The 13556-nt window shown below is 71.9% G+C and carries 11 protein-coding genes; 8 read left to right on the forward strand and 3 right to left on the reverse strand.

Annotated features, from left to right (window positions below; all coding sequences use genetic code 11):
- Positions 1–768 (forward strand): glucose-6-phosphate dehydrogenase assembly protein OpcA (locus tag PV341_RS15935; RefSeq protein ID WP_500358147.1); only part of this gene is annotated, 768 nt, incomplete at its 5' end.
- 483 nt (positions 769–1251) lie between these two features.
- Here PV341_RS15935 and PV341_RS15940 read toward each other — a convergent pair.
- Positions 1252–1992, reverse strand: a complete 741-nt coding sequence (locus PV341_RS15940; RefSeq protein ID WP_500326959.1) for a DUF4328 domain-containing protein — start codon at positions 1990–1992, stop codon at positions 1252–1254.
- Positions 1993–2580: 588 nt separating this feature from the next.
- Between PV341_RS15940 and PV341_RS15945 the strand changes: the two genes are divergently transcribed.
- The 7 genes from PV341_RS15945 (at position 2581) to PV341_RS15975 (ending at position 12259) form a co-directional block, all read left to right on the forward strand.
- Positions 2581–4998 carry an ABC transporter permease gene (locus tag PV341_RS15945; RefSeq protein WP_500358156.1) on the forward strand — a complete coding sequence of 806 codons (2418 nt, stop codon included), beginning with the start codon at positions 2581–2583 and terminating at the stop codon, positions 4996–4998.
- A gap of 268 nt (positions 4999–5266) precedes the next feature.
- Entirely contained in the window at positions 5267–6187 is a 921-nt protein-coding gene (locus PV341_RS15950; protein WP_500326961.1) for a carbohydrate ABC transporter permease, read from the forward strand.
- Between the two features lie 2 nt (positions 6188–6189).
- Complete coding sequence (locus PV341_RS15955; protein WP_500326963.1) at positions 6190–7134, forward strand: carbohydrate ABC transporter permease; 945 nt, start codon at positions 6190–6192, stop codon at positions 7132–7134.
- Positions 7135–7246: 112 nt separating this feature from the next.
- Positions 7247–8590, forward strand: coding sequence for an ABC transporter substrate-binding protein (locus PV341_RS15960; protein ID WP_500326964.1), 1344 nt, complete (start codon positions 7247–7249; stop codon positions 8588–8590).
- Positions 8591–8743: 153 nt separating this feature from the next.
- The gene (locus PV341_RS15965) at positions 8744–9796 is read left to right on the forward strand and encodes a LacI family DNA-binding transcriptional regulator (protein WP_500326966.1); all 1053 of its coding nucleotides are present in this window, start codon (positions 8744–8746) and stop codon (positions 9794–9796) included.
- Positions 9797–9964: 168 nt separating this feature from the next.
- A complete protein-coding gene (locus PV341_RS15970) occupies positions 9965–11713 on the forward strand; it encodes a glycoside hydrolase family 35 protein (protein ID WP_500326967.1) in 1749 nt (582 codons plus the stop codon).
- A 366-nt stretch (positions 11714–12079) separates the two neighbouring features.
- Positions 12080–12259, forward strand: a complete 180-nt coding sequence (locus PV341_RS15975) for a hypothetical protein (RefSeq protein WP_500326969.1) — start codon at positions 12080–12082, stop codon at positions 12257–12259.
- A gap of 381 nt (positions 12260–12640) precedes the next feature.
- Here the strand turns inward: PV341_RS15975 and PV341_RS15980 are convergent, their stop codons facing one another.
- Together PV341_RS15980 and PV341_RS15985 are read right to left on the reverse strand one after the other, a co-directional pair.
- Positions 12641–12976, reverse strand: coding sequence for a hypothetical protein (locus tag PV341_RS15980; RefSeq protein ID WP_500326971.1), 336 nt, complete (start codon positions 12974–12976; stop codon positions 12641–12643).
- A gap of 150 nt (positions 12977–13126) precedes the next feature.
- Complete coding sequence (locus tag PV341_RS15985) at positions 13127–13501, reverse strand: iron chaperone (RefSeq protein ID WP_500326973.1); 375 nt, start codon at positions 13499–13501, stop codon at positions 13127–13129.
- Positions 13502–13556: the final 55 nt, after the last annotated feature.

Below are 13556 nucleotides of genomic sequence, written 5' to 3' on the forward strand. Positions count from 1 at the left end.
CGCAGCGCCCGCCTCGACGCCGAGGTGCGCGTCGGCGGCGAGTCCGGCACCGGCGAGACCGTCCTGCTCCGCCTCCACGGCGAACTCGCCGACCACGCCCACAGCGTGGTCCTGCCGCTGCTGCTGCCCGACGCCCCCGTGGTGGTGTGGTGGCCGGTCGACGCACCCGCCAACCCCGCCGCCGACCCCCTCGGCGCGCTGGCGCAGCGCCGGATCACCGACGCGTACGCCGTCGAGCATCCGCTGGAGGAGCTGAAGACCCGTGCCGCCGGCTACACCCCCGGCGACACCGACCTGTCCTGGACCCGGCTCACGCCCTGGCGGTCCATGCTCGCCGCCGCGCTCGACCAGGCCCGGGCCAGGGTCATCTCGGCCGCCGTCGAGAGCGAGGCCGACAACCCCAGCGCCGAACTCCTGGCCCGCTGGCTCGGCAACCGGCTGCGCGTGCCCGTCGAGCGCGTCGTCACCGACGGCCCGGTCGTCACCGCGGTCCGGCTGAGCACCGCGGACGGCGACATCCACATCGACCGCCCCGAGGGCCCGCTGGCCAACCTCACCATCCCCGGGCAGCCCAGCCGGCACCTCGCGCTGAAGGTGCGGTCGACCGCCGAGCTCATCGCCGAGGAGCTGCGCCGGCTCGACCCCGACGAGATGTACGCCGCGTCGCTGCGCCACACCGACGCGGCGGAGGCGCCCCGCCCGGCGAAGACCACCGCGCGGAGCAGCAAGAAGCGGCCCACCCCGGCCAGCGCGGAGGCCGCCAAGTAGACCGACTGCCGCAGCAGTACGCCGGGGGCGGCGCACACCGCCTGCAGGAGCAGCATCGCGGCCGTGGTGAACAGGTAGCAGACCACGACCGTCAGCGCCGACTCCAGGTGCGCCCGCCACCCGGCGCGGCCCCCGCCGAAGGTGAAGCGCGCGTGCAACTCGGTGGCCAGCACCGTCGAGGCCACGGTCACCACCGCGTTCGCCAGGGCGAACGGCACCGGTCCCGACAGCGCCATCAGCACTCCGGAGGACGCCAGCCCCACACCGCCGCCGCACACGGCGAAGCGCACGAACGCGGCCGGAGCGGAAGGCACGGGGCCCGCGGTGCGGAGGCGACGGGCGGCGGCGGGAGGGGCGGATCGCTCCGCGGTGACGGTGTCCATGCCCGCACACTGCCCGCCCCCGCTGACAGGGCGCTGACCGCACGCTGACACGCCACCCCCACGGGCCCGACGCCCCCGCCCGACGAGGTCGCGGCCCGGGTCAGGACAGGGCGAACGGGCCTTCCGTGGCCTTGCGGTGCTGCATGGCCGTCAGTTTGCGGACGAACAGGATGGCGAGGACCGCGGCGAGGATGTCCACGCCGTCCACGGCGATGGCGAAGCCGGCGGCGTCGCGGAGGTCGTCCGCGTAGCCCGAGCTCTCGTCGAACATGCCCCCCGAGAGCCGGCCCAGCACGGAGGAGGCTATCCACGCCGCCCACCAGTAGGAGACCGGGCCCGAGTCGGCGGGCCGAAGGCGGCCGTCCTGCGTCGTCTGGGAGCTCGCGACCCAGGTCTCGCGGGCGACCCTGAAGGGGATCCACAGGTTGCCGATGGGGATGAACCAGCCGCCGATCGCCCACCCGCGGCCCTTCTCGAACCCGTTGGGGGCGAACACCTCGCCGTTGGAGCGGACCCGGTGGAACCAGACGACGAAGACGACGGTCGTCGCCACCAGGGCGATGACCTGCAGGACCGCGGCGGAGCCCGTCCACAGGTCCGAGCGGTTCAGCGCGGACGGGTCGACGGTGGCGAGTTCGTCGGCGACCGCCGTGCCCATGAGGGCGTAGCGGGCGGCCTCCGCGGCGATGGCGAGCACATCGACCGCGATCACCAGCGACAGCAGCACCGTCACCGCGGCCGCCAGACCCAGCGGGGAACGGAGCACGGCGGAGGTCGCCGGAGGCCCGGCGGGTACGGGGTACGGAGCCCCGGGCGGCGGCCCGACAGGGTTGAGCGACATGGAATCCCCCCAGGGACACAACATGGAGACGTGCCCGTCGAGCGGCGGGCAGGAGGACATTACGGCAGGAGATCTTGACCAGTCCACATGATTGAGCCGCGCCCGCGCGCCTTCGGCCCGGTCACGTCGGCGGTGTGGGGGAACGGCGCGCCACCTGCGGGTTTCCGCAAGGGAAACGGGGTCGCAGGGGAGCCTGTCCAGCGTAAGTAATGCGGGGGTCGAGAGATTCTCGTCCCCAGGTCCCGCGGCTCCCGGAGCCGGCCCTGGGGTTCACCTGCGAGCCCGGCGACGCACGTTCGACGCGGCACCAGTGTCGACACTCCTGCCACTGTGCGCGGGATCGGCCGGCGGACCCGACGGGCGCTCTGACCAGGCAAGATGTGATACCGGTGAAGACGATAAAGGGGAGGGGCGGGCACACTGTAATGACACCTTGTGGGTAGACATCGAGTGTATAGACAGCGTGTATATTCACTGCATGTTCTTCGACCCGCTCAGACTCCCGTTCGCGCCGCCCCCGCCCCAGGCCGCGTCCCGCAACCGCCGAGCCGTCACGCGCGACGGCATTCCGTGCCCAGGGGGCCCCGCATGAACCGTGACGGTGCCGGGGCCGCGCCGGGGCGGTTCCGTTCGGCGCTGGGAGATCTGTGGCTCGGCGCGCGGCTGGCGGGCTCCGGGGGCCGCGAGGGGTGGATCCGTACGGCGCTGACCGCGGTGGGCGTCGGGCTCGGGGTGGCTCTGCTGTTCCTCGCCGCCGCGGTGCCGAACGTCCTGGGCGCCCGCGCGGAGCGCGGGCACGCGCGTGAGACGCCGAACTTCGAGAGCGAGGTGTCGGTGCGGCGCGCGGACACGACGTTCCTCTGGTACGACGCGAGCACCGAGTACCGTGGCGAGGCCGTCGGCGGGCAGTTGCTGCGCCCGGACGGTCCCGGTGCTCCGCCGCCGCCGGGTGTGGCACGGATTCCCGGGCCGGGGGAGATGGCGGTCTCGCCCGCTCTGCGCGAGCTGCTGGGCTCGTCGTCCGGCGCGCTGCTCAAGGAGCGGCTCGGTTACCGGATCACCGGGACCATCGCGGACCGGGGTCTGCTCGAACCGGGGGAGCTGCGCTTCTACGCGGGGAGTGCCACGCTCACCAGGAGCGGGGGTGCGATCAGGTCCGCAGGGTACGGCCATGACCCCGGCTCCGGGCGGTTCGATCCGCAGTTGGTGGTCCTGGTCGCTTTGATCTGCGTCGTCCTGCTGGTTCCTGTGGGCGTCTTCATCGGTACGGCCGTCCGGTTCGGTGGGGACCGCAGGGACCGCAGGCTGGCCGCGTTGCGGCTGGTCGGTGCGGATGTCGGGATGACCCGGCGGATCGCGGCGGGTGAGGCGCTGTTCGGCGCCGTGCTGGGTCTGCTGGTCGGTACCGGGGTGTTCCTGGGGGCGCGCCGGCTGGCGGGGTCGGTGCGGCTGTGGGGCGTGAGTGCTTTTCCTGCCGATGTCGCCCCTGACCTGCTGCTGGCGGGACTGATCGTGGTGGCGATCCTGGTGGGGGCGGTTGTGGTCACCCTGTCGGCGCTGCGTTCGGTGGCGATCGAGCCGTTGGGGGTCGTGCGGCATGCCACGTTGCGGCCGCGTCGGTTGTGGTGGCGGCTGGTGAGTCCTGTGGTCGGTGTCGGTGTGCTGATGCTGACGGGGTCGGCGGACGGGGAGTTGGGGTCGGGTGGTGTGTATCCGGTCGCGCTGGGTGCGGTGCTGGTCCTGGTGGGGTTGACCGGGCTGTTGCCGTGGCTGGTGGAGGCCGTGGTGAGGCGGCTGCGCGGGGGGCCGGTCGCGTGGCAGCTCGCGGTGCGCCGGTTGCAGTTGAGCAGTGGGACGGCGTCGCGGGCGGTGAGCGGCATCACCGTGGCGGTGGCCGGTGCGATCGCGCTGCAGTTGGTGTTCGGCGGCATGCAGGAGGACTTCGCCTCGCCGTCCGCTCCGAAGGCGGGGCGTGGGTCTTCCGCTCCTGCCGATGTCGTGCGTGCGGATTTCCGGGTTGCCGCGGCTTCGGAGAGCGTGGGCGATCCGGTCCTGGCGGAGCGGATGGCCGAGGAGTTCCGGCAGGTCAAGGGTGTGCGGCGGGTGGTCGCCACGGTCGAGGCGTATGTGAGTCGTCCGGATGCGGGTGGTGGGCCGGGGTCCGTCACCACGTTGACGGTGGGCAGTTGTGCGACGTTGCGGTCGTTGGCCTCGTTGTCTTCGTGCCGTGACGGTGATGCCTTCGTGGCGCACCGGCCGGGTGCGTCGCGGCGGGCCCGGGAGGCGAACCTCCTCACCGATGAGGCTGCCCGGCCGGGTGGGCGGATCGATCTCGACGCCGTTTCGGAGGGCGTTTCGGAGGGCGAGTCGTGGACGTTGCCGGTGACGGCTCGGGCGGTGGTGGCGGTCCGGGATCCGGTGGGCGAGGTCCATGACGGCATCCTGGCCACTCCGGGGGCGCTGGCCGGGCACCGGTTGCCGCAGGCGTCGACGTTCGCGTCCGTCGCGATCGACCGCCGGGTTCCCGATGCGGCGGAGTACCTGCGCAATGCCGCGGCGCGGGTGGATCCGATGCTGCGGGTGGGCGGGTTGGTGAACGTGCAGCGTGACCGGCAGTACTCCAGTGTGCAGACGGGTCTGCGGGTCGGGGGGACCTTGACGGTCGTGCTGATCGCGGCGGGGATGCTGGTGGCGCAGGTGGAGCAGTTGAGGGAGCGTCGGCGTCTGCTGTCGGTGCTGGTGGCGTTCGGTACGCGGCGCAGGACGTTGGCGTGGTCGGTGCTGTGGCAGACGGCGGTGCCGGTGCTGGCGGGTACGGTCGTCGCGATCGTTGGGGGGCTGGTCCTGGGGCGGGCGATGCTGGGCGTCGTGGTGAAGCCGGTGCGGGACTGGTGGGTGTTCCTGCCGTATGCCGGGATCGGTGCGGTGGCGGTCCTGGTGGTGGCGGTGCTGAGCCTTCCGCCGTTGTGGCGGATGATGCGGGCGGACGGGCTGCGTACGGAGTGAGGGTGTGTGCCGCCGGTCCGCTGTGCGGGCCGGCGGTGGTCAAGTGGGTCCGGCTAAAGGGCTGTTGACGTGCGGGGACGGCCTGGCGGGGTGGTGCCGGGGAGGAACCGCGTGAGGGCCCTTGACGTGTCCTGATGGCCGGTGCCAACATCGCGTCCATCAAATGTTTGCGTAAACGTGCGCCGGCTGCGGTCGCTGATGTTTGCGCAACCATCCCGGACCCGCCCGATGTGGCGGGACCCCGCACGACGATGTGAAGGATGGGATCATGGCTGCCATACCGCCGCCACCGGGCACCGGCCGGGCCGCTCCTCCCCGAGGACGCCGGGGCCGGCGCTGGCTGGGATGGGGCTTCGTGGCACCGTTCATGATCGTCTTCACACTGGTCTTCCTGGCGCCGATCGGCTACTCGATCTACCTGAGCCTGTTCCGCGACCGCCTCATCGGCGGGACCTCCTTCGTCGGTCTGGACAACTACGTCCAGGCCTTCCAGGACGGCCAGTTCTGGTCCGGCCTCGGCCACGTCGCGCTGTTCCTCGGCGTCCAGGTGCCGGTCATGCTGGGCATCGCGCTGCTGGTCGCCCTCGCGCTGGACAGCGGGCGGCTGCACGGCCGGAAGTTCTTCCGGATCACGATCTTCCTGCCCTACGCGGTCCCGGCGGTCGTGGCGACGCTGATGTGGGGCTTCATGTACGGGGACCGCTTCGGCCTGGTCGCCGACATCAACGACGCCTTCGGTGCCTCGCTGCCGAACCCCCTGTCGCCCGGACTGGTGCTGGCGAGCATCGGCAACATCGTGACCTGGGAGTTCGTCGGCTACAACATGCTGATCTTCTACTCGGCGCTGCACGTCGTGCCGCGGTCCCTGTACGAGGCGGCCGAGATCGACGGCGCGAGCCAGCTGCGGATCGTCACCTCCATCAAGATCCCGGCGATCCGCGGGGCCCTGGTCATCGCGACGATCTTCTCGATCATCGGCAGCTTCCAGCTGTTCAACGAGCCCAGCATCCTCAAGCCGCTGGCGCCCAACGCCATCACGACGTACTTCACGCCGAACCTCTACACCTTCTCGCTGTCCTTCTCCGGGCAGCAGCACAACTACGCGGCGACCGTCGCGATCGTCATGGGGGTCGTCACGATGATCATCGCCTACGTCGTGCAGCTGCGCGGCATGCGCAAGGAGGCCTGACGATGGCCCAGGCGAGCACCCAGGCGGCCGCCACGGCCCCGCAGCGCGAGCGCCGCGGCGCCGCACCGTCCGAGCGCCCGGCCGGCCGGCGGCACTCCTCCGACCGGCCCCGGCGCAGCGTCCTGCTCACCGTCCTGACCGCGCTGGTGGCGGTCTACACCCTGGTTCCGCTGGCCTGGCTGCTGTTCAGCGCGACCAAGACCCAGAAGAGCCTGCTGGACTCCTTCGGGTTGTGGTTCAGCGGTGACTTCGCCCTGTGGGACAACATCCGGCAGACCCTCACCTACGACGACCACATCTTCGTCCGGTGGCTGCTCAACACCCTGCTGTACGTGGCGGTCGGCGCCGGGGGCGCGACGTTCCTGGCCGTGCTGGGCGGTTACGGCCTGGCGAAGTTCGACTTCCCCGGCAAGCGCGCGGTCTTCGCGGTGGTGATCGGCGCGGTCGCCGTGCCGAGTGCCGCGCTGGCCGTGCCCACGTTCCTGATGTTCAGCAAGATGGGCCTGACCAACACCCCGTGGGCGGTGATCGTGCCCTCGCTCGTCTCGCCGTTCGGCCTCTACCTGATGTGGGTCTTCGCCTCCGAGGCGATCCCCGACGAGCTGCTGGAGGCCGCCCGGGTCGACGGTTCGGGGGAGATCCGCACCTTCTTCAGGATCAGCCTGCCGCTGCTGGGACCCGGCATCGTCACCGTGCTGCTCTTCACCGTGGTCGCGACGTGGAACAACTACTTCCTGCCGCTGATCATGATCAAGGACCCGGACTGGTACCCCCTCACCCTGGGGCTCAACGCCTGGAACGCCCAAGCCGCCACCGCGGGCGGGCAGCCGGTGTTCAACCTGGTGGTCACCGGCTCGCTGCTGACCATCGTGCCGCTGGTCGCGGCCTTCCTCCTCCTGCAGCGCTTCTGGCAGTCCGGGCTCGCCGCCGGCAGCGTCAAGGAGTGATCACCGGCGCGGCGGCGCCATACCCACCTCCCCCTGCGGTCCTGCGCCCGGCACACCCGTGCCGTGGCGACGGGCGGTGCCGCAGACCATCACCACAACGAAGTGAGATGCGATGACGAACAAGCCACTGCGCCGTTCGGCGCAGGCGATCGCGGTGCTCTGCGCGGCGGCGCTGTCCCTGACCGCCTGCGGTTCCTCCGACGAGTCCGGCTCGGGTGCCAAGGCCGCGGACGCGGGCAGCGTCGAGGCGGCGCTGGACAAGGGCGGCAGCCTGACGGTGTGGGCGTGGGAGCCGACGCTGAAGCAGGTGGTCACCGACTTCCAGGCCACGTACCCGAAGGTCAAGGTGAAGCTGGTCAACGCGGGCACGGGCAACGACCAGTACACCGCGCTGCAGAACGCGGTGCAGGCCGGCTCCGGGGCGCCGGACGTGGCACAGATCGAGTACTACGCGCTGAGCCAGTTCGCGCTCGGCAAGTCGGTCACCGACCTCAGCCCGTACGGCGCCAAGGACCTGTCCAAGGCGTACTCGCCCGGCCCGTGGAACTCCGTGGCCGTCAACGGCGGGGTGTACGCGCTGCCCATGGACTCCGGGCCGATGGCGATGTTCTACAACAAGAAGGTCCTCGACAAGTACAAGATCGCGGTGCCCACGACCTGGGACGAGTACCTGACCGCGGCCCGCGCGCTGCACAAGGCGGACCCGAAGGCGTACATCACCAACGACACCGGTGACGCCGGCTTCGTCACCAGCTTGATCTGGCAGGCCGGCGGTCACCCGTACGCGGTGGACGGCACGAAGGTGGACGTGGACTTCGGTGACGCGGGCACCAAGCAGTTCACGGAGGTCTGGCAGAAGCTGATCTCCGAGAAGCTCCTCGCGCCGATCGCGTCCTGGAGCGACCAGTGGTACAAGGGCCTGGCCGACGGGACGATCGCCACGCTGTCGACCGGTGCCTGGATGCCCGCCAACTTCGTCTCCGGCGTCCCCTCGGCGTCCGGTGACTGGCGTGCGGCGGCGCTGCCGCAGTGGCAGGCGGGCCAGAGCGCCAGCGCGGAGAACGGCGGCAGCTCGCTGGCGGTGATGGAGGCGGCCAAGGACAAGCCCCTGGCCTACGCCTTCATCAAGTACGCGAACAAGGACGCCGGCGTCCAGGCCCGCATCAAGGGCGGTGCCTTCCCGGCCACGACGGCGGACCTGAACTCCCGGGCGTTCCTGGACACTTCGTTCCCCTACTTCGGCGGCCAGAAGGCCAACGAGATCTTCGCGAAGTCGGCGGCGGACGTCGTCAAGGGCTGGTCGTACCTGCCGTACCAGGTGTACGCCAACTCGATCTTCAACGACACCGTCGGCAAGGCCTACGTGTCCTCCACGCCGCTGTCCGACGCGCTGGGCACCTGGCAGGACGCCTCGGTGAAGTACGGCAAGGACCAGGGCTTCAGCATCGGCGGCTGACGCCCCCTCACGATCCGCGGCCGGCCCCGGCGGCCCTCTTCGAGGGAGCGCCGGCGCCGGCCAGGGGGGCCCGCGGACCGCCGGTCCGCGCAGCTCGGCCCCCTAGACTTCTGACCACCAACGGCAGTGAAACGTATGAGGTGTACGACGCACGTGGACGGGACCGGACAGAGCTCGGCGGCGGGTGCGCAGCGGCGGCGGCGCGGTGCGTCGATGGCCGACGTGGCCAAGCTGGCGGGTGTCTCGGCGCAGACCGTCTCCCGGGTCTCCAACGGTTTCCCCGGGGTGCTGGAGGAGACCCGGCAGCAGGTGCTGGCCGCGATGAAGGAGCTCGGCTACCGGCCCAACAGCGCGGCCCGGGCCCTCAAGCGGGGCGAGTTCCGCACCATCGGCGTCATCTTGTTCAACCTCTCCAGCACCGGCAACATGCGCACGCTGGAGGCCGTGGCCTCGTCCGCGGCCCGGGAGGGCTACGCCACGACGCTGCTGCCGGTCACCGTGCCCACGCAGGACGGGGTCCAGGGCGCGTTCACCCGGCTCGGGGAGCTGGCGGTGGACGGGGTCGTCATGATCATGGAGGTCCATCTGCTGGACGCGATGACGGTGGCCCTGCCGCCGACCGCGCCGGTGGTGGTGGTGGACTCCGACGCCGGGGACCGGTACTGCGTGGTCGACACCGACCAGGCCAGCGGTGCCCGGGCGGCCGTGGAACACCTGCTGGGTCTCGGTCACGGCACGGTGTGGCACGTCGCCGGCCCGAAGGAGTCGTTCGCCGCGGAGCGCCGGGTGGGTGCCTGGCGGGCGGCCCTGGAGTCGGCGGGGCGCGAGGTGCCGCCGCTGCTGCGCGGGGACTGGTCCGCGGAGTCGGGTTACCGGGCCGGGCTGCGCATCGCGCGGGACCCGGGCTGTTCGGCGGTGTTCGTGGCCAACGACCAGATGGCGCTCGGCCTGTTGCGTGCGCTGCGCGAGCAGGGCCGTCGGGTGCCGGAGGACGTCAGCGTGGTGGGCTTCGACGACATCCCCGAGGCCGCCTCGTACATGCCGCCGCTGACGACGATCCACCAGGACTTCGCCGAGGTCGGCCGGCGCTGCGTCGACGGGGTGCTGCGGCAGATCCGCAAGGACGAGGCGGAGCGGGGCACCACGCTGGTGCCCACCAGCCTGGTCGTGCGCAGCAGCACCGCGCCGCCGCCGCGCGGTCGCTGAGCCCAACCCCCCGACGGTTCCCCCGTGGTCACCGCATCGTCGCGATGGCAACGCAAACATCCCGTCACGGGCGTCCCCGCCGGCACCGGCGAGCTCCCCGCGACCGCACCACACGCACTGCACGCACCACACGCACCAGAACTCGACTCCACTGGAGGAGCACGGCCCATGCCCGTACTGCGGATCGAAGGGAACGAATTCCGCCTCGGCGGCGAGCCGTTCCGCATCATCTCCGGTGGCCTGCACTACTTCCGCGTCCACCCCGGCCAGTGGCGTGACCGGCTGCGCAAGGCACGGCTGCTCGGACTCAACACCGTCGACACCTACGTGCCGTGGAACCTCCACCAGCCGCGGCCGCACACCTTCCGCACCGAGGACGGCCTGGACCTGCCGGCCTTCCTGGAACTCGCACAGGACGAAGGCCTGCACGTGCTGCTGCGCCCCGGCCCGTACATCTGCGCCGAGTGGGAGGGCGGCGGACTGCCGTCCTGGCTGCTCGCCGCGCCCGGCATCCGCCTGCGCACCGCCGACCCGCGCTACCTGACCGCCGTGGACGACTACCTGGACCGGCTGCTGCCGCTGGTCGTCCCCTACCTCGCCACCAACGGAGGGCCCGTCCTGGCGGTGCAGGTCGAGAACGAGTACGGTGCCTACGGCGAGGACCCCGCCTACCTGACGCACCTTCAGGACAAGCTGCGCCAAGGCGGTGTGGACGTCCCCCTGTTCACCTGCGACCAGCCCGCCGACCTCGCCCGCGGCAGCATCCCGGGCGTCCTGGGCACCGTCAACTTCGGCAGCCGCCCCGCACAGGGCCTGGCCGCGCTGCGCGAGCACCAGGGCGACGGGCCGCTGATGTGCACCGAGTTCTGGAACGGCTGGTTCGACCGCTGGGGCGGTGTGCACGTCATCCGTGACGCCGCGTCGGCCGCCGCCGACCTCGACGAGATGCTGTCGGCCGGTGCGAGCGTCAACCTGTACATGTTCCACGGCGGCACCAACTTCGGCTTCACCAGCGGCGCCAACGACAAGCACACCTACCGCCCCACCATCACCTCCTACGACTACGACGCGCCCTTGGACGAGGCCGGCGACATCACCCCCAAGTACCTCGCCTTCCGCGACGTCCTCGCCCGGCACACCAGCGTCCCCGACGAGCCGCTGCCCGAGCCGTCCAAGAAGCTCAACCTCCTCGGCGTCCGGCTCACCGCGAACGCCCCGCTGCTCGGCTCCGCCGGCCACCTCGGCCAGGCGGTGACCGGGCCGCGCCCGCTGACCATGGAGGAACTCGGCCAGGACTTCGGCTTCGTCCTGTACGAGACCGCGCTGCGCGACCCGGGCCCCACCCTGCTGCACTTCGCCGCGATCGCGGACCGGGCACAGGTCTTCCTCGACGGCGCCGCCGTCGGCGTCCTCGAACGTGAACTGCACGAAGGCGCCCTGGCCGTCACGGTGCCGGCCGGCGGAGCGACCCTGACGGTCCTCGTCGAGAACCAGGGGCGCGTCAACTACGGGGAGGGCATCCACGACCGCAAGGGCCTCACCGGCACGGTCACCGCCAACGGCGCCGAACTGTCCGGCTGGAGCAGCAGGCCCCTGCCCCTGGACGACCTGTCGGGCCTGACCTTCACCACCGGCGGCCCGCAGCCGGTGGGGCCGGCGTTCCATCGCGGGGTGTTCGAGGTGGAGCAGCCCGCCGACACCTACCTGGACCTCACCGGCTGGACCAAGGGCAACGCCTGGATCAACGGCTTCGCCCTGGGCCGCCACTGGTCCCGCGGCCCCCAGCGGCGCCTCTACGTCCCCGGCCCGGTCCTGCGGCCCGGCACGAACGAACTCGTCGTCCTCGAACTGCACGCCAGCGCCCGCGCGACGGTCGACCTGCGGGACACCCCCGACCTCGGACCGACGGAGGAATGAGCGGGGCACGAGCCGGGATTGAGCGCGCCGCACCGCCCCGCCGTCCGGCACCCCGGACGGCGGGGCGGCTCTGCCATCAGGGGACGGTGTACCCGGCGGGCTTCGCGGCCCTGCTGCCCGTTCTCGCGGACATCGCCACCGGCCGCCGGCCGGGGAAGTCCCGGCCGGCGCTCGCACCGGCCGGCCGGATCGTGGGCGAGGAGGGGCAACTCCACGAGCCGGGACACGTCCGCGCGCACTGCGCGGCAGAGCTCGACGACATGCGCCGGGTGACCCGGCGGCACCTGGTGGCGCAGCCCTTCGACGGCGAGGAGGGCGAGTACCTCTACGCCCTGCAGGCCCTCCTGGCCTTCGAGGGGGGTACCGGTGTGGCACCAGGGCGTGGTCCCCGACACCCACGAGGTGGTGTGCCCTTCGTGCGCGGCGCCCCTGGAGATCGACCTGGACGACACGCGCAGGGGCAGCCGCCTCCACGATCCGGACCGGACGTGGAGGCGCGAGGTGCAGACCGGCGTCCGCCCTACCCCGGCCGCCGCGCTCGCGTAGCCGGCGTCCCGGCTCCACCGCCTGGCCACCGAGGCCGGGCAGCACGCGGCCGCCGAGCATCTGACCTACCTGTCCGGCCGCACCACGTGCCCGGCCTGCGCCGCCGAGTTCTCCGTCCCGGAGCGGATCGCGGCCTCCGTCCCTGCCCGGGCGCGCGCAGCGCTCGGCCCGGATGCGACCCTCGGGGCCGGAACCGTGCTCAGCGCCGGACGCACGGGACGCCCACAAGGCCGGCGCCGCCTTCCTCGTCACCCCTGCGGTCAGCGAGGGCATCGCTACCGGCCGGGAGCTCGGACTCCCGGTCCTCGCCGGGGTGATGACCCCCACCGACATCCTCCAGGCACTGCGGCTCGGCGCCGACGCCCTCAACGTGACTGGGGTTCATCTGCGGCGGCGGAGGCGCAGCATCAGCCACAGGTCGGCGGTCTCGGCCCACGATCTGACGCGGCCGGCGAGGCGGCGGACGGTGGAACGCCGCAGGGTGCAGAGCCAGACGTAGGCGCTCAGGGAGACGCAGAGACAGGCCCAGGTCCGCCACCACCACAACGGCGGCACGCTGCCGGCGCCGGAGTCGGCGAGCAGGCCGAGGATCCAGGTGAGCGCTCCGGCGGTGACGACGGCGACGGCGACGGCCCGGCGCGCGAGACCCCGGGCCGCCCAGCGGGAGCCAGGGCCCCGACGGGGATCTGCACGAGGACGTGGACCATCGCGATCCACAGCATCAGCACGAAGGTCTGCCCGTAGGAGATGGCGTCGGCACCGGCAAGGGTCAGCATGATGAAGCCCGCCGGCAGGAGCACTCCGCTCAGATGCATCGCCGCGATGTTCAACGGCCCGTGCCAGCCCCAGGCCCACCGGCGGTCGTCCTCACCCACCGGTCCCGCTCGCCCCGGGCTCGGCCGCGGTGGCCCGCAGAAGGTCGCGCAGGAGGTCGAAGTCCATGCGCTCGGGCGTGCGGAACCGCAGGCAGCCCTTGCCCATGTCCTGCCCGGCGAGGCGGTCCTCGAAGGCCGCGCGGACGTCGGCGCGCATGAGGTAGAAGGAGATGTACTGCTTCTGGGCGGCGAAGGCGATCTCGGCCGTGCCCCCGCGCTCGTAGACGGGCATGCCGTACGCCATCACCTCGTCGAACCCCTTCAGTTCGGCCCGGCACAGCTCACGCAGCCTGACCAGCGCCTCCCTGCGTTCCTCCGGGACCTCGGAGAGGTAGCCGTCGACGTCCGCCGCCCTGCTCTGCACCATGGGGCCAGGCTACGCGGCGGCTGACGGGCACCGCGGGCCCCGGGCGGACGCGCCG

The sequence above is a fragment of the Streptomyces sp. PA03-1a genome (assembly GCF_033792805.1).
GTDB lineage: Bacteria > Actinomycetota > Actinomycetes > Streptomycetales > Streptomycetaceae > Actinacidiphila.